The organism is Nocardia sp. CA-084685 (genome assembly GCF_050955785.1).
Lineage (GTDB): Bacteria > Actinomycetota > Actinomycetes > Mycobacteriales > Mycobacteriaceae > Nocardia.
The window spans coordinates 3850521-3870221 of sequence record NZ_CP192094.1; the positions used below are offsets into that span (position 1 = coordinate 3850521).

At 65.9% G+C, this 19701-nt stretch carries 20 protein-coding genes; 15 read left to right on the top strand and 5 right to left on the bottom strand.

Going from position 1 to position 19701, the window contains the following annotated elements:
- Positions 1-162 precede the first annotated feature (162 nt).
- Positions 163-1521, top strand: a complete 1359-nt coding sequence (gene pafA, locus ACQP2U_RS17500) for a Pup--protein ligase (RefSeq protein ID WP_397038572.1) — start codon at positions 163-165, stop codon at positions 1519-1521.
- A gap of 288 nt (positions 1522-1809) precedes the next feature.
- Here pafA and ACQP2U_RS17505 read toward each other — a convergent pair whose 3' ends face one another.
- Positions 1810-2106: an MTH1187 family thiamine-binding protein gene (locus ACQP2U_RS17505; protein ID WP_433715633.1), complete on the bottom strand. Its 297-nt coding sequence runs from the start codon at positions 2104-2106 to the stop codon at positions 1810-1812.
- An 88-nt stretch (positions 2107-2194) separates the two neighbouring features.
- On the opposite strand from ACQP2U_RS17505, the gene ACQP2U_RS17510 reads away from it, so the two are divergent.
- From ACQP2U_RS17510 to ACQP2U_RS17540, 7 genes are all read left to right on the top strand, one after another.
- A complete protein-coding gene (locus ACQP2U_RS17510) occupies positions 2195-3190 on the top strand; it encodes a helix-turn-helix transcriptional regulator (protein WP_433715634.1) in 996 nt (331 codons plus the stop codon).
- A complete protein-coding gene (locus ACQP2U_RS17515) occupies positions 3187-4194 on the top strand; it encodes a helix-turn-helix transcriptional regulator (protein ID WP_433715635.1) in 1008 nt (335 codons plus the stop codon). Before ACQP2U_RS17510 ends, ACQP2U_RS17515 begins: the two co-directional genes overlap by 4 nt.
- Before the next feature lie 34 nt (positions 4195-4228).
- Positions 4229-5254, top strand: a complete 1026-nt coding sequence (locus tag ACQP2U_RS17520) for a 2-dehydropantoate 2-reductase (RefSeq protein ID WP_433716502.1) — start codon at positions 4229-4231, stop codon at positions 5252-5254.
- Positions 5255-5373: 119 nt separating this feature from the next.
- A complete protein-coding gene (gene tatA / locus ACQP2U_RS17525; RefSeq protein ID WP_397038565.1) occupies positions 5374-5646 on the top strand; it encodes a Sec-independent protein translocase subunit TatA in 273 nt (90 codons plus the stop codon).
- Positions 5647-5751: 105 nt separating this feature from the next.
- The gene (tatC, locus tag ACQP2U_RS17530) at positions 5752-6747 is read left to right on the top strand and encodes a twin-arginine translocase subunit TatC (RefSeq protein WP_433715636.1); all 996 of its coding nucleotides are present in this window, start codon (positions 5752-5754) and stop codon (positions 6745-6747) included.
- Positions 6744-9449: a DEAD/DEAH box helicase gene (locus ACQP2U_RS17535; protein WP_433716503.1), complete on the top strand. Its 2706-nt coding sequence runs from the start codon at positions 6744-6746 to the stop codon at positions 9447-9449. Before tatC ends, ACQP2U_RS17535 begins: the two co-directional genes overlap by 4 nt.
- A 149-nt stretch (positions 9450-9598) precedes the next feature.
- Positions 9599-10321, top strand: coding sequence for a DUF4333 domain-containing protein (locus ACQP2U_RS17540; RefSeq protein WP_433715637.1), 723 nt, complete (start codon positions 9599-9601; stop codon positions 10319-10321).
- A gap of 400 nt (positions 10322-10721) precedes the next feature.
- Here ACQP2U_RS17540 and ACQP2U_RS17545 read toward each other — a convergent pair whose 3' ends face one another.
- On the bottom strand, positions 10722-11693 hold the full coding sequence (locus tag ACQP2U_RS17545; protein ID WP_433715638.1) for a 5'-3' exonuclease: 972 nt from the start codon (positions 11691-11693) through the stop codon (positions 10722-10724).
- An 89-nt stretch (positions 11694-11782) separates the two neighbouring features.
- On the opposite strand from ACQP2U_RS17545, the gene ACQP2U_RS17550 reads away from it, so the two are divergent.
- Positions 11783-12910, top strand: coding sequence for a M24 family metallopeptidase (locus ACQP2U_RS17550; RefSeq protein WP_397038558.1), 1128 nt, complete (start codon positions 11783-11785; stop codon positions 12908-12910).
- A gap of 161 nt (positions 12911-13071) precedes the next feature.
- On the opposite strand, the gene ACQP2U_RS17555 is transcribed toward ACQP2U_RS17550, so the two are convergent.
- Complete coding sequence (locus tag ACQP2U_RS17555) at positions 13072-13482, bottom strand: PPOX class F420-dependent oxidoreductase (protein ID WP_433715639.1); 411 nt, start codon at positions 13480-13482, stop codon at positions 13072-13074.
- A 137-nt stretch (positions 13483-13619) separates the two neighbouring features.
- Here ACQP2U_RS17555 and ACQP2U_RS17560 point away from each other — a divergent pair, with 137 nt between their 5' ends.
- The 5 genes from ACQP2U_RS17560 (at position 13620) to ACQP2U_RS17580 (ending at position 17592) form a co-directional block, all read left to right on the top strand.
- Positions 13620-14144: a hypothetical protein gene (locus ACQP2U_RS17560; RefSeq protein ID WP_397038555.1), complete on the top strand. Its 525-nt coding sequence runs from the start codon at positions 13620-13622 to the stop codon at positions 14142-14144.
- A gap of 43 nt (positions 14145-14187) precedes the next feature.
- Positions 14188-14943 carry an SDR family NAD(P)-dependent oxidoreductase gene (locus ACQP2U_RS17565; protein WP_433715640.1) on the top strand — a complete coding sequence of 252 codons (756 nt, stop codon included), beginning with the start codon at positions 14188-14190 and terminating at the stop codon, positions 14941-14943.
- Entirely contained in the window at positions 14922-16181 is a 1260-nt protein-coding gene (gene cbiE, locus ACQP2U_RS17570) for a precorrin-6y C5,15-methyltransferase (decarboxylating) subunit CbiE (RefSeq protein WP_433716504.1), read from the top strand. Before ACQP2U_RS17565 ends, cbiE begins: the two co-directional genes overlap by 22 nt.
- An 89-nt stretch (positions 16182-16270) precedes the next feature.
- The gene (locus ACQP2U_RS17575) at positions 16271-16852 is read left to right on the top strand and encodes a hypothetical protein (RefSeq protein ID WP_433715641.1); all 582 of its coding nucleotides are present in this window, start codon (positions 16271-16273) and stop codon (positions 16850-16852) included.
- A complete protein-coding gene (locus tag ACQP2U_RS17580; protein ID WP_433716505.1) occupies positions 16849-17592 on the top strand; it encodes a cobalt-precorrin-6A reductase in 744 nt (247 codons plus the stop codon). The genes ACQP2U_RS17575 and ACQP2U_RS17580 overlap by 4 nt, the downstream gene beginning before the upstream one ends.
- Position 17593: 1 nt before the next feature.
- Here ACQP2U_RS17580 and ACQP2U_RS17585 read toward each other — a convergent pair whose 3' ends face one another.
- Complete coding sequence (locus tag ACQP2U_RS17585; protein ID WP_433715642.1) at positions 17594-18124, bottom strand: PadR family transcriptional regulator; 531 nt, start codon at positions 18122-18124, stop codon at positions 17594-17596.
- 92 nt (positions 18125-18216) lie between these two features.
- On the opposite strand from ACQP2U_RS17585, the gene ACQP2U_RS17590 reads away from it, so the two are divergent.
- Positions 18217-18867 carry a GntR family transcriptional regulator gene (locus ACQP2U_RS17590; protein ID WP_433715643.1) on the top strand — a complete coding sequence of 217 codons (651 nt, stop codon included), beginning with the start codon at positions 18217-18219 and terminating at the stop codon, positions 18865-18867.
- 188 nt (positions 18868-19055) lie between these two features.
- Here the strand turns inward: ACQP2U_RS17590 and ACQP2U_RS17595 are convergent, their stop codons facing one another.
- Positions 19056-19610 (bottom strand): dihydrofolate reductase family protein, encoded by a 555-nt coding sequence (locus ACQP2U_RS17595; protein ID WP_433715644.1) that lies wholly within the window; start codon positions 19608-19610, stop codon positions 19056-19058.
- Positions 19611-19701: the final 91 nt, after the last annotated feature.

Sequence of the window (19701 nt, forward strand, 5' to 3'; positions counted from 1 at the left end):
GTTCGGCTGCGAACGCCCTCCCGTTTTTCGGGAGGGCCTTCGTTTGGGCCGGTAGTTTTCCGCCGAACATTTCGCTCACATGCGAAATCGTTGTGAAGACGTATGCACCGCGGTTGTCCGCAGCCCCACGCGAGTACATGACATGGCTGTAATGTCGATAGTGTGCAGCGACGAATCATGGGGATCGAGACCGAATTCGGTGTGACGTGCACCTTCCACGGACACCGTCGGCTCAGCCCTGACGAGGTGGCCCGGTATTTGTTCCGCCGGGTAGTTTCCTGGGGCCGTAGCTCTAACGTGTTCCTCCGCAACGGTGCTCGGCTCTACCTCGATGTCGGGTCGCATCCGGAGTACGCCACCGCAGAGTGCGACAACTTGGCGCAGCTGGTCACGCATGACCGGGCTGGTGAGCGCGTGCTGGAGGAGTTGCTGATCGACGCCGAACAGCGCCTCGCGGAGGAAGGCATCGGCGGCGATATCTACCTGTTCAAGAACAACACCGACTCCGCGGGCAACTCTTACGGTTGCCACGAGAACTTCCTCGTGGTCCGGGCCGGTGAGTTCTCCCGGATCTCGGATGTGCTGCTGCCGTTCCTGGTCACCCGTCAGCTGATCTGCGGTGCGGGAAAGGTGCTGCAGACGCCGAAGGCGGCCACGTTCTGCCTGTCCCAGCGTGCCGAGCACATCTGGGAGGGCGTCTCCTCGGCGACCACCCGCTCGCGCCCCATCATCAACACCCGCGACGAGCCGCATGCCGATGCCGAGAAGTACCGGCGTCTACACGTGATCGTCGGCGACTCGAATATGTCCGAGACCACCACCATGCTCAAGGTCGGCACGGCAGCGCTGGTGTTGGAGATGATCGAGGCGGGCGTCTCGTTCCGCGATTTCGCCCTGGACAACCCGATCCGCGCCATTCGCGAGGTCAGCCACGACCTGACCGGCCGTCGTCCGGTCCGGCTCGCCGGTGGACGCCAGGCCAGTGCGCTCGACATCCAGCGCGAGTACTACGCCCGCGCCGTCGAGCACCTGCGCAACCGCGACCGCGACCCCAATATCGACCAGGTCGTCGACCTGTGGGGCCGCACCCTGGACGCGGTCGAGGCGCAGGACTTCGCCAAGGTCGACACCGAGGTCGACTGGGTGATCAAGCGCAAGCTCTTCCAGCGCTACCAGGATCGCTACGGGATGGAGCTGTCCGATCCCAAGATCGCTCAACTCGATCTGGCCTACCACGACATCAAGCGCGGCCGCGGCGTCTTCGACCTGCTGCAGCGCAAGGGGCTGGCCAAGCGTGTCACCGAGGACGAGGCCGTCGACACCGCCGTGGACACCCCGCCGCAGACCACCCGCGCCAAACTGCGCGGCGATTTCATCACCGCCGCCCAGGAGGCGGGCCGAGACTTCACTGTCGACTGGGTGCACCTCAAGCTCAACGACCAAGCCCAGCGCACGGTCCTGTGCAAAGACCCGTTCCGCTCCGTCGATGAGCGAGTGGATCGGCTGATCGCCTCGATGTAAGCGCTTCGTCCGTCCGAGGGTGAGCAGCAATCGAGGCGAGCGCGTCGCCGTCGCCTGTGTCCTCGCAGATCCAGTGAGCGCGTCGCATAGGTTGCGGCTTCTGCGAGGGATGCCGAAGGTCTGTGTGGACGAAGGCAGAATTGCTTTCCGTGAGCGCTCGGCGGCGAGGCAGTCGATGGGTAGGCCGCGCCTGTGTCCTCGCAGACTTAGGGGGCACCTCGCACAGGTTGTGTTTTCTGCGCGGAGGCTGAAAGGTCTGTGAGGACGACGGTGAGTGTGGGCTGACGTTCAGTTCTCGGCGAGATAGCGCTCGACGGTCTCGACCTTCGAGGTCATGGCGTTGGTGACACCAGGGCGGATATCTGCCTTCAGGACCAGGCTGCAGCGAGGCGCGGCCGCGAGTACGGCATCCGTGGCGTCCTTGACCACGGCCATGACCTCGTCCCATTCGCCCTCGATCGTGGTGAACATGGCATCGGTGCGATTGGGCAGGCCACTGGCTCGCACGATGCGGACGGCTGCGGCGACGGCTCGGCCGACGTCGACACCCTCACCAAGCGGTGTCACGGAGAACGCGATGATCATGACTCCATGATGGCGGTGCACCAACCGGAATGCGGTGAATCGCGCGCCGACGCGCGGGCGCGCCGGGGTGCCGATTACCCTGTGTCGAGTGGCGATATCCAAGGTCGAGCGGCTGATGAATCTGGTCATCGCGCTGTTGTCGACCCGGCAATTCCTGACCGCGGAGCGGATTCGGGACAGCGTCGCGGGGTACGAGGATTCGGCCAGCGACGAGGCGTTCAGTCGAATGTTCGAGCGCGATAAGAACGAGCTGCGTGACCTGGGGATTCCCTTGGAGGTCGGACAGGTCAGCCGGTTTTCGACGGTGGAGGGGTATCGGATCAACCGAGACGCCTACGAACTACCCGATATCGATCTGACCAGTGAGGAAGCGGCGGCGGTCGCGGTCGCGGTGCAGATGTGGGAGTCGCCGGAGCTGGCGGCCGCGGCCGAGGGCGCGCTGTTGAAGTTGCGTGCGGCCGGAATCCACGTCGAAACCGATGCCGCGGTGGCCTCGGTGCCCGCGGTCCCGGCCCGCACCCGCGGCTCCGATGCGGTGCTCGGCAAGCTGCTCGCGGCGATCGACGCCGGTCAGGCGGTGCGGTTCGAACATCGGGGTGCGATCAACGAGCCGTATGTCATGCGTGATGTGGAGCCCTGGGGTGTGGTCACACACAATGGCCGCTGGTATCTGGTCGGACACGACCGGAATCGGGACGCGGTCCGCAGCTTCCGGCTATCGCGCATCGGCGACGATGTGACCGCATACGGCCCACCCAATTCGGTCGGTAAACCCGAGGGTGTGGACCTGCGTGAGATCGTCGGCACTGTCACGGGCAGCGCACCGGTGACCGGCACCGCTACGGTGTGGGTGGCCGAAGGCCACGGCCGCGAGATCCGCCGCCTCGGACCCGTGCTGGAGGAACGCACGATAGGTGAACGCCGTGGCGTGGTCGTCGAATTGCCTATCCGATCCCGAGATTGGTTGGCGCGCTTGATCACCGGACTCGGTCCCGATGCCGTGGTGCTCGCACCGGAGGAACTGCGCGCGGATGTGGTGGCGCGGTTGCGTTCGGTCTTCGACCACACGGAGGTCACGGCATGAGCGAGCGCAGCGAGCGACCAATAGGCACATCCGAGCGCAGTCGGCTTTCGGTTCGGCTCTCTCGGCTGCTCAATATGATTCCGTACTTCATCGCGAACCCAGGAATCAGTGCCGCCGAGGCCGCCGCCGATCTCGGCGTGACCACCAAGCAGCTGATGAGCGATCTCAACCAGTTGTGGATGTGTGGCTTACCCGGTTACGGGCCGGGCGATCTGATCGATCTGTCGTTCTCCGAGGAGAGCATCGAGGTCACCTTCTCGGCGGGCATCGACCGGCCGCTGCGGCTGACCTCCACCGAGGCGACGGCCTTGCTGGTGGCGCTGCGCTCGATCGTGGATATGCCGGGCATGGTCGATCCGACCGCGGCATACGCGGCGATCGCCAAACTGGAATCGGCCATCGTCGGCGGCAAGGCCGTCGACGACGCCCGCGAGCATCTGCCCACCGAGGCACCGGCGGTTTCGACGGTGCGTTCCGCGCTGGCCCGCCAGCGCGTGCTGCGGTTGGTCTACTACTCGGCGAGTCGCGATGTCGTGTCCGAGCGTGTCGTCGATCCCATTCGTATTGTCCTGGTGGACAACAACAGTTACCTGCAGGGCTGGTGCCGCCAGGCCGAAGGTGTGCGCCTGTTCCGCTTCGATCGGATCGAGGTGGCCACCGAACTCGACGAGCCCGCTCGACCGCCGAGCCACGCGACCGAGGAGGCCGCCGCACTCGACCTGTTCCAGGACGATCCCGCGGTTCCGTTGGCGCGCTTGCGTATTCGTGGCGATTACGGTTGGGTGCTCGATCAATACCCGATGCATCGGATGGCCGTGCACCCGGACGGCAGCATCGAGGCGACCATGCGGTTCGCGACGATGGACTGGATGGCGCGGCTGCTGCTCGGCTTCGGCTCCGGTGTCACGGTGCTCGGACCACCCGAATTGATCACCGCGGTGCGTGCACGCTCGAACGCCGCACTGGCCGCCTACGAAGCGGCCGGTTTGCTGGAGACCAGATGAATCGCACGGAGGCTGGAACGGCGTGAGTGAGGTGATGGCACCCGCCCGGGTGCTGGTCCTGGGGGCCGGGAGCATCGGCTCCTTTGTCGGCGGAAAGCTGGCGGCCGCCGGCGCCGACGTCACTTTCGTCGGTCGCCAGCGGGTGCTGGACGAGATCAGCGCGTCCGGGCTGCGGCTCACCGACCTCGACGGCGGTGACGTCGAGGTAGCGGGGGATGCGGTGCGGGTGTCGACCACGCCGGAGGATGTCGGATCCGCCGATCTGGTGCTGGTGACGGTGAAGTCGGCAGCGACCGCGACGGCCGTGCGCGATCTCGACGGCAAGATACGTCCCGGCACCGTGGTGCTGAGCCTGCAGAACGGGATCGGCAACGACAAGGTGATCCGCGAAATCCTGCCCACCTGCGTGGTGCTGGCGGGCATGGTGATGTTCAACGTCGTGCATCATCCCGACGGGCGCTTTCACCGCGGCACCGAGGGCGGACTCGCGGTGCAGGACGATCCGGCCCTGGCGCAGTTCACCGAGGTCTTCGCGCTGGCCGGTCTGGCACTGCGGCGGTATCCGGACCTGCTGCCGGTGCAATGGGCGAAGCTGCTGCTCAACCTCAACAATCCGATCAATGCGCTATCCGGTCTGCCATTGCGCGAGGAACTGTCCGACCGCGACTTCCGGCGTTGCCTGGCACTCACCCAGCGCGAGGCGCTGGCCGCGATGAACAGAGCGCGAATTCGCCCCGCCCGGCTGACGCCGCTGCCGCCGGAATGGATGGCCCGGTTGCTGACCGTTCCGGACGGAATCTTCCGCCGGGTCGCCGCGACGGTGCTGGCGATCGATCCGCAGGCGCGCTCGTCCATGGCCGATGACCTCGCACTCGGTCGAAAGACCGAAATCTCCTGGTTGTGCGGGGAGATCGTCGGTCTCGGTGCGATGGTGGGACTGCCGACACCGGTCAATCAGCGACTCATCGAGCTGATCGTGGCCGCCGAAAACGGCGATGGCCGCGACTGGACCGGACCGGAACTGTTGGAGCAACTGCGAACGGCCGCGCGGCGATCTTGAACGCCTCGGCCCGCGAACTTCGTGTCGTATAGGTGCGGTTGAACGCAGATGGAGGCGGGCGTTCTCGCATGTCATAGTCCGGTAGCATCGGAGCTACCACATTCTTTGGAGGTTTAATCATGGGCAGTCTGAGCATCTGGCACTGGCTGATCATCGCCGCGGTCTTCGTGATGTTCTTCGGCGCGAAGCGTATGCCCGATGCCGCCCGCAGCCTGGGCCGCTCGCTGCGCATCTTCAAGAGCGAAGTCAGCCAGATGCAGAGCGAGAGCAACGCGCAGGCAAGTACGGCACCGGCCCAGCAACCGGCCGCCGAACTTCCGCAGGCTTCGGCTGTCCAGCCGACGGTCGCGCAGCCGCAGGCCGAGCCCCAGGCCCAGCCGAAGTCGCTCTGAGCCCAGCTTTTGCCGCCGGGGTGAGTAGCGAACTCGCTCCGAGCGCAGTGCTGTTGCCCGCCGACCGCCGCGGGCACCGTCGACCTCAGGGGCCAACACACCACCATGCGAATCCCGTTCGATCCCCGGCGCAGTAAGCGCAGGACGAATCCCGACGGCACCATGTCGTTGGTCGAGCATCTGCAGGAGCTGCGCCGTCGGCTGCTGGTCTCGATCGCCGCGGTCGTCGTCACCACGCTGTTCGGCTTCTTCTGGTACGCGCACACGGTCTTCGGCATCGAAAGCCTGGGTTCACTGCTCACGGGACCGTACTGTTCGCTACCCGCCTCGTCGCGGGCCGTGCTCACCACCGATGGCGCTTGCCGCCTGCTCGCGACCGCGCCCTTCGAACAGTTCATGCTGCGACTGAAGGTCGGCATGACCGCCGGCGTGGTATTGGCCGCCCCGGTGTGGCTGTCTCAGATCTGGGCCTTCATCACACCCGGTCTGTACGCGAAGGAACGCAAGTACGCGGTCGGATTCGTCACCTCCGGCAGCGCGCTGTTCGTGACCGGCGCCGTACTCGCGTATTGGGTTGTCGCGCATGCGTTGAGCTTCCTGCTGAACATCGGCAACAACGCGCAGATCACCGCGCTGAGCGGTTCGCAATACTTCAGCTTCATCATCCAGCTGCTCGTTATCTTCGGTGTCAGCTTCGAAATTCCGCTGCTGGTAGTCGGATTGAATCTGGTCGGGGTGCTGCACTACGACAAGCTCGCCAAGTGGCGGCGCGGAATTGTCTTCGGGCTCTTCGTCTTCGCCGCGATCGTGACCCCGCAGGATCCTTTCTCCATGCTGGCATTGGCGCTGGCCCTGACGGTGCTGTTCGAGGTCGCCATCCAGTTCTCCCGGATCAACGACAAGCGGCGCGCGCGTCGGGAGGCCGAGGAATTGGCGGCACTCTCGGATGAGGACGCCTCCACGATCTCCGGCCCCGATCCGATCAACCCGGCCGATTCGATCATGGACCCCCCGGAGAAATCGGCGCGAGCTATGCCTACCCACCCCGCCGGCTCCGCCGGCGACCATCCCCCAGTGTCGGACTACTCCGATACCCTCTGAGCGTGACGTATCACCAGTCGCAGGCGGGCGAGCTGGCAAAGTTCTCCGCCGAGCTGACTTTCGGGTTGGATCCCTTCCAGCGCAATGCCTGCAAAGCCCTCGAGGGCGGGCACAGCGTGCTGGTCTGTGCTCCCACCGGCGCGGGTAAGACCGTCGTCGGCGAATTCGCGGTGCACCTCGCATTGGCGGCGGGCGGAAAGTGTTTCTACACCACGCCGATCAAGGCGCTGTCGAACCAGAAGTTCGCCGATCTGACCGAGCGGCACGGACGCGACCAGGTCGGCCTGCTCACCGGTGACCAGTCGATCAACCCGGACGCGCCGGTGGTCGTGATGACCACCGAGGTGCTGCGCAATATGCTCTACGCCTCCTCGGACGCGCTGCGCGGACTGTCGTATGTGGTGATGGACGAGGTGCACTACCTCGCCGACCGCTTCCGCGGCGCGGTCTGGGAGGAGGTCATCCTGCATCTGTCACCGGATGTGCGGCTGGTCAGCCTGTCCGCGACGGTCAGCAATGCCGAGGAATTCGGCGCGTGGATGGAGACCGTGCGCGGCGATACGGCGGTGGTCGTCGACGAGACGCGCCCGGTGCCACTGTGGCAGCACGTTATGGTCGGGCGGCGGATGTTCGATCTGTTCGATACCAATTCCAGCGAGCAGAAGGTACTCGTCGACGAGGATCTGGTGCGCTATATCCGCCACCGCGAGGCAGCGGACCGGATGAACGGGTGGGGTGGCGGACCGCGCGGTCGCGGTGGGAACCGCAACTTCCGGCCGTTGCCCCGGCCGGAGGTGCTGGCCAAACTCGATGAGGAAGGGCTGCTGCCCGCGATCACCTTCATCTTCAGCCGGGCCGGATGCGATGGCGCACTTGTCCAATGCCTGCGTTCTCGACTGGATCTCAGCCGTGCGGACGAGGCCGAAGAGATCGATGCGATCATCGAGAAGCACACCGGGGATCTGCCCAAAGGTGATCTCGAGGTGCTCGGCTACTGGGAGTGGCGCGAGGCGCTGCGCCGGGGCCTGGCCGCGCATCACGCGGGCATGTTGCCCGCCTTCCGGCATACCGTCGAGGAACTGTTCGTGCGCGGCTTGGTGCGGGCCGTATTCGCCACGGAGACACTGGCATTGGGCATCAATATGCCCGCGCGGACGGTAGTGCTCGAACGGCTGGTCAAATACAACGGTGAGTCGCACGCGGAGCTGACGCCGGGGGAGTACACACAGCTCACTGGTCGGGCCGGACGGCGCGGAATCGATGTCGAGGGCCATGCGGTGGTGCTGTGGCAGCCCGAGGTCGACACCAGTGCGGTCGCCGGTCTGGCATCCACCCGAACCTATCCGCTGCGCAGTTCGTTCCGGCCGGGCTACAACATGTCGATCAATCTGATCGATCGGATGGGCGCGGACGAGTCGCGGGCGCTGCTGGAGCGGTCCTTCGCGCAGTTCCAGGCCGACCGATCGGTAGTGGGATTGGTGCGCGGGATCGAGCGCAACGAGGGGCAGCTGCGCAAGTTGCGCGATCAACTCGGCGGCGAGGACGGCGGCTTCCTGGAATACATTTCCCTGCGCGAGCGGATCAAGCAGCGCGAACGGCAGATCGAACAGCAAGGTCGGGCCGATCGGCGCGGGGCCGCGGTCGACGCGCTGGTATCCCTGCGGCGCGGCGATGTGGTGGCCATTCCGTCGGGGCGTCGGGCGGGGCTCGCGGTGATTTTGGAGCCGGATGCCACGCCGGGGGATCCGCGTCCGCTGGTGCTGACCGAGGACAAATGGGCGGGACGGGTGTCGGTCGCCGATTTCCCGGTACCCGCCAAGACCCTCGGCCATATGCGGCTGCCGCGCAAGATCGATCACCGCACGGCACGGACTCGGCGCGATCTGGCCTCGGCATTGCGCAGCACCGGTATCTCCGCGCCGGGTCGGTCGCGGCGAGGCGATCGTTCGAAGGCGGGCGAGGACCGCGAGCTATCGACTTTGCGGCGTAGTCTGCGTTCGCATCCGGCGCACACCCGGCCCGATCGCGAACAGATGAGCCGGGTCGGCGAGCGCTACAACCGGCTGCTGCGCGAGACCGAGACGATGCGCCAGAAGGTTGCCGCGACTACCAATTCGTTGGCGCGCACCTTCGATCGGATCCTCGGCCTGCTCCAGGAGCGTGGGTTCGTGGACGCGGGCGAGGTGACTGCCGACGGTCGTCGGCTGGCCAGGATCTACGCCGAAAGCGATCTGCTGGTCGCCGAATGTCTGCGACAGGGGCTGTGGCGCGGGCTGGGCCCGGCCGAATTGGCGGCGGTGGTGTCCATTCTGGTGTACGAATCCCGCCAGGAGGGCGGCTATCTCGGTGCCAGCGGCCCAACCGAGCCGGTGCGCCGTGCGGTCGGCGCGACCGTCGGCGTGTGGAGCGAGTTGCGCTCGGATGAGGCACGGCACAAGCTGCCGCCCACCCGCGAACCGGATCTCGGTTTCGTGACAGGTGTTTACAAATGGGCGCGCGGCGATGGGTTGGCCGAGTCGTTGCTGGCCAGCGGTGATCAGAACGCGCCGCTGTCGGCTGGCGATTTCGTGCGGTGGTGCCGACAGGTGATCGATCTGCTCGATCAGATCCAGGGAACCGCCGACGATGTCGAGGTCGCGGGGACCGCAGCCAAGGCCGTGCGCGCGATCCGACGGGGTGTCGTAGCCGTGGACGCCGCGTAGCCGATTCGATTGTGATTTGATTTCTTCGCGTACCGACCGTGGCGGAGGAGTCGGACAGGATCGCACCTCATACCGGGTCGGTCCTGTTGTGCGACGAGTCTCACGCGGGGGGCTACCGTGTGTATAACGATGCGAGTGGAGGCAACCAGATGAGCGGCCCGTACGGACCGAACGACGCCCCTGGTCCCGGGGAGGGACGCAACGAGCCCACCCAGCAGTGGCGCGGACAGCAGGCACCCGGTGCAGCCGGACCGACCCAGCAGTGGGGTGGTACCCCACAGTCGCAGCCGACCCAGCAGTGGGGCGATCCGAACGCGCAGCAGCCGTGGGGTCAGCCGAATCCGCAGAGCCAGCCCAGTCAGCCGCAGTGGGGCCAGCCCCAGCCCAGTCAGCCGAGCCAGCCGCAGTGGGGCCAGCCCCAGCCCAGTCAGCCGAATCAGCCGCAGTGGGGGCAGCAGCAGCCGACCCAGCAGGACTGGTCGGCACAGCAGGGACAACAGCCCTGGCAGCAGGGCCAGCAGCAACCGTGGCAGCAGCAGACCCCGCAGCCGAGCAGCGGCGGCAAGAGCAAGGGCCTGTTCATCGGCCTCGGTGTGCTCGCGGTTGCCGTCATCGGCGCCATTGTCGTGCTGGTACTCGTGCTGACCGGCAAGGACGAGCTCGACCAGGCCGCCGTGCAGGACGGCGTCAAGAAGGTGCTCTCGGATTCCTACGGGATCCAGGACGTCGCCGATGTCTCCTGCCCCTCCGGCCAGCAGGTCAAGGTCGACGCGACCTTCACCTGTGACCTGAAGGTCAGCGGTGAGCAGAAGAAGGTCACAGTCAAGATCACCAAGGACGACGGCACCTACGAGGTCGGCCGCCCGAACTGAGGGTTCATCGGTCGAGGTTGGCGAGCGGGTGTCGGTGGGGCGGCCCCGCTGCTCGTCGTAGGTGGCGAGTACATAGATGTGGCCACGCGCCCGTTTTCTGCCCTGCGTAGGCCAAGACGCACTCGGGGTACAAGCTGCGCTCGGTAGGCCGAGATGCGCTCGGGTTGGCCAAGTTTGCGTCCGGGTAGGCCCGGCTTGTGCTCGAGGGTGGGCCAGACTGCCGAGTGGAGCAGACAATGCCGAGTACCTCGTCCCGGCTCACGCCGATTGCGCGGCCGGAGGGCTCGAAACGGACAGGCAGTACTGGCGCACAGGTTGTGAGTACCTCGCCCACGCTGCACAACCTCTGCGAGGCCACTACCGGGTATGTGAGGTCCCCGTTCCTGTGCGTGGCCCGCGGTTACGCCGTACGCGCCGCGGCCAGTGCCGTGATGAGGCGGGTGATGGGGCTCTCCGCGTTGTAGGCGGCGGCCAGTTCGCGGAGGCGGTCCGGGTCGACGGGGGTCCTGGGGAGAGTATCGGGGCAGGACAGTTCCACATCGGCGTCGCAGACCACGCGGGTGACCGGGGCGGCGGCCTTCAGGTATGTCTCGGCGGCGCGGAGTTTGGCGCGAATGCCCTGCGCCAGATCGGCGGCGGGGTCGTCGACCGCCGCGGTGAGCGCGTCGAGGGATCCGAAGCGGGAGATGAGCATCGCAGCGGACTTCTCACCGATACCGGCGACGCCGGGCAGTCCATCGGAAGAGTCGCCGCGCAGGGTCGCCATATCCGCATAAGCCAGGCCCGCATTCTCCAGTGGCACACCGTATTTGGCGGACACCTCCGCCGGGCCGAACAATTCGGCCTTGGCGAGGCCGCGCCCGGCATAGAGCACGCGCACCGGCGGCGCCGGATCGTCGCGGACGAGTTGGAGCAGGTCACGGTCGCCGCTGACGACCACCACCGGATCGGAGCGCTCGCGGGTGGCCAGCGTGCCGAGCACGTCGTCGGCCTCGAGTCCGACCGCGCCGCCGGTAGCGAGGCCCGCCGCGGCGAGCACATCGAGGATCATCTCGACCTGCGGGGTCAGGGTATCGGGCACGTCCTCGGCGCCGAGTGCGGCATCGGCGGCGGTGTCGAGGCGGTGGGTCTTGTAGGTCGGCACCAGCGCCACCCGGAATGCGGGGCGCCATTCCAGGTCCAGGCAGACGACCAACCGGCTCGGCGTGTGCTTGGTGATGAGTGAGGCGACCATATCGGTGAAGCCGCGCAGCGCGTTCACCGGTCGGCCGTCGGACGCGGTGATCTTCTCCGGAATCGCGTGGAACGCGCGGAACCACAGGCTCGCGCCATCGAGCAACAGCAGGGGCTCACCGGAAGTCGCAGTGTTCACGCCGCTGAGGCTACCTGTCCGCAATGACAACCTCGGGTGATCGGTATTCGTATTCGGGTGAATGTCGGGGACGGGTAACGTCGGGCGGTATGAGCTCGCACACGGAGTCCCGATTCGCGGCGGATGTCTACGGTGATCGACTCGAACGGGCGGTGCAATTGATGCGCGCCGCTCATCTGGACGCACTATTGATCACGCCGGGTCCGGACCTGCGGTATCTCATCGGCTCGGCGGCAGAGTCCTTCGAGCGACTGACCTGTCTGGTGATCACATCGGATGGTGCCACCCCGTCGGTTGTTATTCCGAAGCTCGAGTTGGCGTCACTGGAAGGTTCGGCGGCGGGGGAACTCGGTCTGCAGGTACTGGACTGGGTCGACGGCGTCGATCCGTATCAGCTCGTGAAGTCGTCTCTGCATGTCGGCTCCCGGGTCGCGGTCACCGATGTCATGCCCGCATTGCATCTGCTGCCGTTGGCCGAATCCGTCAGTGGACTGCCCACTTCGGCCACGCCGGTGCTGCGGGAACTGCGCATGATCAAGGACCAGGCCGAAATCGAGGCGCTGCGTCGCGCGGGTGCGGCCATCGATCGGGTGCATGCGCGGATGGGGGAATTCCTACAGGTCGGGCGCACCGAGGCCGAGGTCGGCGCGGATATCGCGGCGGCCATTGTCGAGGAGGGACATACCGAGGCTGCGTTCGTCATCGTCGGTAGCGGAGCACACGGTGCCGACCCGCACCACGGCGTCTCCGATCGCCGCATCGAAGCCGGAGATGTGGTGGTGATCGATATCGGCGGTCCGGTCGACCCCGGCTACTACTCGGACTCGACCCGCACCTACGTCCTCGGAGCACCCAACCCGACAGTGGCCACGCAATTCGGGGAACTGGAGCGCGCCCAAGCTGCCGCTGTCTCCGCCGTCCGTCCAGGTGTCACCGCCGAATCGGTCGACGCCGCGGCCCGAAACCTGTTGGCCGAAGCTGGTTTAGGCCCCGCCTTCGTCCACCGCACCGGCCACGGCATCGGCCTCTCGGTCCATGAGGAGCCCTATATCGTCGAAGGCAACAGCCTGGTGCTGGAACCCGGCATGGCCTTCAGCATCGAACCCGGGATCTATTTCCGCGGCGATTGGGGCGCACGCATCGAGGACATCGTCGTGGTGACCGAGGACGGCTGCGAGTCGATGAACCAGCGGCCGCATGGGTTGACGGTGCTCTGAAGTGGGTGGGGTCCGGGCGAAGTACAGCGTGTTGCTTGTGGCGAGCGTGTAGAAGCTTCGCCGACTCGATGAGTTCGCGCCTGCTCGGCGACGGCGCCGAGAGTCGGCGAAGTAGCCTGGGGCGCAATGACTTCGGGTCCCAGAGGTGGTTGCCGGTGGGTTCAGGCCGAAGTGTCCGCGAGGGTGCTGCTGGAGAGTACGCGCTGGACTTGGATGGCGATCACGACGCGGGTCGGGTTCTCGCGGGGGACTCGGTAGCGGCCCGCATAACGGTCGACGGCTTCCGCGACGTCGACCGGATCGTCGAGCACTGTGGCCGGGCCTTCCAAGGTGATCCAACGGATACCGTCCACCTGGCTCACTGCCGCGTAACCGGAGCGCCGCACATTGCGCACCTTCACCGAGCCGTCGTTGGTGATCACTCGTGCGATCCCGGGTTCCGCATCCCAGGTGAAACCCACGGCGACCACATGCGGTGTGCCGTCGGCGCGCAGGGTTGTCAAGGTCGCGAGGTGGCGCTCGGTGACGAATTCGAGTGCGGCAGTGGACAGCTGTGTGGTGCTGGTCGGCATCCCCTGACCGTAGCGGTATGGGGGCCACGCGGCACCGGCACATACCGAGTGGACACCTTCGGTACGAACTGGTCAGTTCGATGTTCGGTGCGCGCTCGGATATTCTGACGCCGAGATCGACGATCGAGGGGTTCAGGATGCAGAGCACGAATGTCCAGTTGGCCGCTCGATGGTGGCAGTGGGCCATGTCGATTCCGATCGCCAAGAATCCGGTCTGCGACGAGACTGGAGCGTGCGCGGCTGAAAGTCAGCCCGGCGATGTCTGGTTCCTCGCCGGAACTTTCGGTGGCAAGGTCAGCCGAAGCTGCTCTGTGCCATTCGGTCGGCCGATCTTCTTTCCCGTCTTCAATATGTTCCAGAAGGTCGAAAGGTCGTTCTTCCCATTCGGCAGTCGGCCGCCGGTGGCTCCGACGGCGAGCGGTCACGCTGAGCTCAATGGCGTCGAATTGCCGCTGCTGGAAGTGACCAACCGCGCCGCATTCCGGGTCAACGCGGCAGCTGGCGGCCCGTTCCCGGTGACCGGCCGTTTCAAGGCGACGGCCTGGGGACTGTGGTGCAGGCTGGACGACTTGCTCCGCGGTGACTACATCCTCACCTTCGGTGGAGAATACGAGCCGGGCGGCTTCTGGGTCGAGGCCTCCTATCAGCTCGAGATCGTCTGACCTGGCCGATCGGGATATCGGGGCGGGGTGCGAGACTGGCGGCATGGGATCGCGTGGAATTGCCGAGGGGTCGGTGCTGGTACTCGGGGGCCGCAGTGAAATCGGGCTCGCGGTGGCGCGGCGGCTGGCTCCAGGGCGAGTGGTGATACTGGCGGCGCGGCGCAGTGCAGAGTTGACGCAGGAGGGTGCGGCGGTTGCGGCGGCCGGGGCGACGGCAGTGCATACCGTCGAGTTCGATGCGGACGATACGGCGAGTCATCCCGCGCTGCTGGAGAAGATCGCGGCCGAATACGGGCGCATCGGGGTCGCGGTGGTCGCATTCGGCGTACTCGGGGATCAGGCGCGGGCCGAACGCGATCCCGCACATGCGATCGCGGTGGTGCATACCGACTACGTCGCGCAGATCAGCGTGCTCACCATTCTGGCGAATCAGCTTCGCGCACAGGGCAGCGGACAGCTCGTCGTATTCAGCTCGTTCGCGGGTGCGCGCGTGCGTCGGGCCAATTACGTCTACGGTTCGGCGAAGGCAGGTCTGGACGGATTCGCCAGCGGGCTCGCGGATGCGTTGCACGGCAGCGGTGTTCACCTGCTGCTGCTGCGCTGTGGGTTCGTGATCGGCCGGATGACCGACGGCATGGACCCGGCGCCGATGTCCAGCACCCCCGACCAGGTGGCCGATGCGGTCGTGCGCGGTCTGCGCCGCCGTGCCGGTCGGGTCTGGGTTCCCGGCATCCTGCGTCCGGTCATCTTCGCTATCCGTCTACTGCCCCAACCCATCTGGCGTCGGATGCCGCGGTGACGGCAGAGTGGAGCGGATCGCCGATCACAGTGGTCGGTATCGGCGCCGACGGGTGGAGCGGGCTCGGCGAGGCTGCGCGCAAAGCGGTCTCGGATGCCGAGGTGGTATTCGGTTCGGTGCGGCAACTCGAACTGATTCCACGGGACGTCATGGTGACGCGGCGGGCGTGGCCTTCACCATTGGTCCCCGCACTGCGCGGTCTGTTCGCCGATCACACCGATCGGCAGATATGTGTGCTGGCCAGCGGGGATCCGATGTTCTACGGCATCGGGGTGACATTGGCGCGGCTGTTCGGGGCGGACCACCTGCGGGTATATCCGCAGGCATCATCGGCATCGCTGGCATGTGCGCGGCTGGGCTGGGCGTTGGCGGAAACTCCGGTGGTGAGCGCGGTGGGAAGGCCGGTGGAGACCGTATTGCCCGAGTTGGCGGACGGGCGTCGGGTGTTGGTGCTGAGCGCGGACGAGCGCACACCGGGACAGGTCGCGGAGCTGTTACGGAACAATGGTTTCGGGGAGTCGACGTTGACCGTGCTCGAGCAGTTGGGCGGCCCGCACGAACGGGTAGTGCGCGATCGCGCGGCAGGGTGGGAGCTTGCTTGCGGTGATCCGCTCAATATCGTCGCCATCGACTGCGTCGCCGATCCGAAACACCTGCGTGCGACGCGTGTACCCGGCCTGCCGGACGAGCTCTTCGGCGGTGACGGTCAACTCACCAAATCCGAGGTCAGAGCGTTGACACTGGCCGCGCTGGCGCCCGCGCCCGGGGAATTGCTGTGGGATGTCGGCGGGGGTTCGGGCAGTATCGCGATCGAATGGTGCCGCACCCATCCTGGCTGTCGAGCGGTGAGCTTCGAGCGACTCGAACACCGGCGGCGGCAGATCGCCGACAACGCCGCCGCCCTTGGTGTTCCCTGCATCGATGTGTTTGGAGATATACGCACCGACATCGGAAAATCTACCGAATCTTTGCCTCCGGACGCAATATTTATCGGTGGCGGGCTCACTCAAGATGGCGTACTCGAGACATGCTGGTCGCGTCTACGCCAGGGTGGTCGATTGGTGGCGAATGCCGTGACGGCGGAATCCGAAGCACTGCTATTGACTTGGGCCGCCGCGCACGGCGGTGAACTGCGGAAGTTTCAGATTTACCGGGCCGAAGCCCTCGGCAAGTTCACCACCTGGCGGCCGCAACTGCCCGTCACCCAGTGGGCCGTTGTGAAACGCGGATCGGTCTGAAAATATCGCTTCGCGGGTGAGGCCGGCGGTAGGGTCGGTGCCCGAGATCCGGACGCTATCGCCGGATCCCTGTCCTGTTGGGGAGATTTATGAAGTACAAGAAGTTCGCTGCCACCGCGTTGATGACCGTGGCCGCCACCGGTATCGCGGCGGGTACCTCCGGCGCCGCTCCCGCCGCACCCGCGCCGGCCGTGCAGAACCAGGCCGCGCCAGCCGTGCAGGGCGAGGACCATGGTGTGAACTACGCGGTGCAGCTGGTCGACAAGTCGATTGTCGCGGCCGTCACCGGCGGCGCTTTCAGTCTCGATGCCGATCAGAACTACGTCACTGTGAAGAACACCGAAGGTGCCGTCGTCACCTCGATTCCGCTGAAGGCGCAGGTTGGCGCGCAGTTGATCCCGATCGCGGCCACCATCGACCCCGCAGGGCAGAAGCTGACGCTGACACCGCAGGTCGAGCCGATCGCGGCGATCAGTGCCGAGGCCATCTCCTCGCAGGAGTGGTTCTTCAGCGAACTGCAGCGCGCCTCGCTCGGTGCGCTGATCGGCGCCATCATCGGATTCTTCTTCTTCGGTATCGGTCTGCCGGTGGGTGCGCTGATCGGCCTGCTCATCGCGGGCGGTCCGAACCTGATCAATGCGGGCATCGCCTACTTCAGCGGGCAGCCCTGAGCACTCTGATTCTGGGCGGCACCCGGGAAGCCAGGGAAATCGCCCACATCGCTTCCGGCGAACGAGGATTCGATATCGTCTCCTCGCTCGCCGGTCGTGTTCGCGACCCATTGCTGCCGGAGGGGCCGGTTCGGATCGGCGGCTTCGGTGGTGTCGTGGGGCTGCGGAAGTGGTTGGCGAATAATGAGATCGCTGTCGTCATCAATGCCACACATCCGTTCGCGGGCACGATCAGTGCGAACGCGCATAGTGCCGCAACGGATCTCGGTCTGCCGATACTGCATGTGCGGCGGCCGGGATGGTCCGAACAGCCCGGTGATCGGTGGATCCGGGTGCCCGACCTCGACGCGGCGGTGCGGGAGGTCGCCGAGCTGGGCGAGCGCGTCTTCCTCACGATCGGCCGCCAAGGTGTCGCGGCCTTCGCAGGCCTGACAAAGCAGTGGTTTCTGATCCGCGCCATTGATCCACCCACCGGGGCGCTGCCGCCGCACCACGAATTGCTGCTCGCGCGTGGGCCTTTCGCACCGGCGGATGAGCAGCGTTTGCTGAGGAAACACCGGATCGATGTGCTGGTCACCAAGGACAGTGGCGGCGATCAGACCGCCGCCAAGCTCGATGCCGCTCGCACCGCGGGCCTTCCCGTGGTCGTCGTCGACCGTCCCGCGCTGCCGCCCGGTGCGGTGGTCGTGGAATCCGTGGACGCGGCGTGGAGGTGGTTGCGGGATATCGCATCTCGCTGATTCAGCGGCCGAGTATGTCGGGCAGACGGTCGAACCAGGCGAGAACTGTGCGCTCGTAGCCGATGCCGAATTCGAGAGTGGCGCGTTGATAGGGAGACATGTCGGTGTGGTCGTCGTTGAGATAGCGGTCGAGGCGTTGCTGGTGAATGTCCTTGTTGGTGGCGATGATTCGATCGAGGTGATCGGGATCGACGTGCTTGCCGAAGGATAGGGTCAGTAGCAGTGGCACCCGAATGGTTTCCGCGCCCGGGTCGCGGGCGATCCATTCGAGGAATGCTTCCCGACCGGCGTCGGTGATCTGATAGGGGGTGCGGTCGCGCGCCCCGGTCTCACCCTTATCGACGAGTCCGGCCGCGTCCATGGCGGCCAGTTCCCGATAGACCTGGCTTTGGGTAATGGTCCAGAAGTCGCCGATCCGGTCCTGGGCCTGCGCCACCAGATCCCAACCCGACATGGGACCGTCGTGCAGAAATCCGAGCAGCGAGGCCGCCGTGGAATTCAGTGTTTTGCGTTGCGTCGAGGTGTTCGCCAACGGACTGCTCCCTTCGATCTCAACGTTCCATAGTGGAATGTTATACGACTTCACTGGCGATCGGTGGAGGGCTGCCGCGGGGTGTCGCTTAGATGCAACTTGTATATAAGACGTATTCATCTGCTGAACTCGCCTATCGCGAGGCCAAGGAACGCCTCCTGACCGGCGCATTGCCGGGCGGTGAGCTGATCAGTGAGGGCGAGATCGCAGCCGATCTCGGTATGTCGCGGACCCCGGTGCGGAAGGCATTCTTGCGACTCGAGGTGGAGGGCTGGATGCGGCTGTATCCCAAGCGGGGCGCGCTGGTGGTGCCGATTCCGGCCACCGAGGCCGAACACGTCGTCCATGCTCGCTATGTCGTGGAGACCGGGGCGGTCCATGCGGTGGTAGCGCGGCAGCGTTCCGCGCTGATCACCGAACTGCACGCCTCGTTGGACCGCCAGCGCGAGCTCGCCGCTGCCGCGGAATTCGAGCGCTGCGCGGTGGCGGACAGGGATTTTCACCGCACCTACGTCGTCGCTGCGGACAATCCGTTATTCACCGGGTTCTACGACTCGCTGCGGGAGCGGCAGCGTCGCATGAACAGCGCCGCACTGCACCGTGGTTCGACCGATACCGCCCGCATTATCGAACAGCACATGCGACTAGCCGATCTGATCGAAATCGGCGATGCGGGCGGATTCGCCATCGCGCTCGTCGCGCATATGTCCGGCGTGCACCAGTGGGAAATGCGAGGCCTATAGCGGCCACGCTGCTCGCGATCGACACCGGGTTGCCGGGACTTCGGCAGAGTGTGCGGCATTGGTGGGGTGTCGCGGTCGCGATGTTCGCGATTGCCTGGGGCGGAAACGAATTCACGGCACGGCCCGTGCGGCTGTGGTGGCGCTGGTCTCGGCGGGGATGCCGATCGACATCCCCGACGATGCTGCGGTCAGGCGCTCTTCGGCCGGTAGTGCAGCTCGGTCACGCCGCACTCGAATCCAGCGGCGGAGACCAGGTCGAGTCGGGTGGTGCCGCGGAAGACCGGCAGGCCCGCGCCGATCGCGGTCGGGCTGACGAACAGGTGCAGGTCATCGATGAGGCCCTCGGCGATCAGATTCGCGACGAGGGTGGCACCGCCGTAGACGATGATGTCGCCACCCGGCTGGGACTTGAGATTGTTGATGGTCTCGGCGAGATCACCGCCCGCGACGACGGTGTTCTCCCAGGGCGATTCGGTGAGGCTGTCGGAGATCACGACCTTGGGCGTGTTGTTCATCTTGTCGATGGCCGCCTGGGGCTCGTGTTCTGGCTTCGAGGCCCAATGCGGGATGAACCCCTCGGCGAGTTTCCGGCCGAGCACGATGGTGTCGAATTCGGCGGTGATGGCGGTGATGCGCGCGGCGAGGTCATCGGACCACTGGAAAGTCATCCAGTCCATCTCGCCGTGCGGCCCGGACATGTAGCCGTCGATGGTGGTCTGGACCTGGAGCTTCAGTGTGCGCATTGGAATTGCCTTTCCGGTTGTCGCGGTCCGTCCGGCCCGCTGTTGTTCATGCCTTCAGCGTGGCCGAACCTGTGTCGAAATATGCACGGTT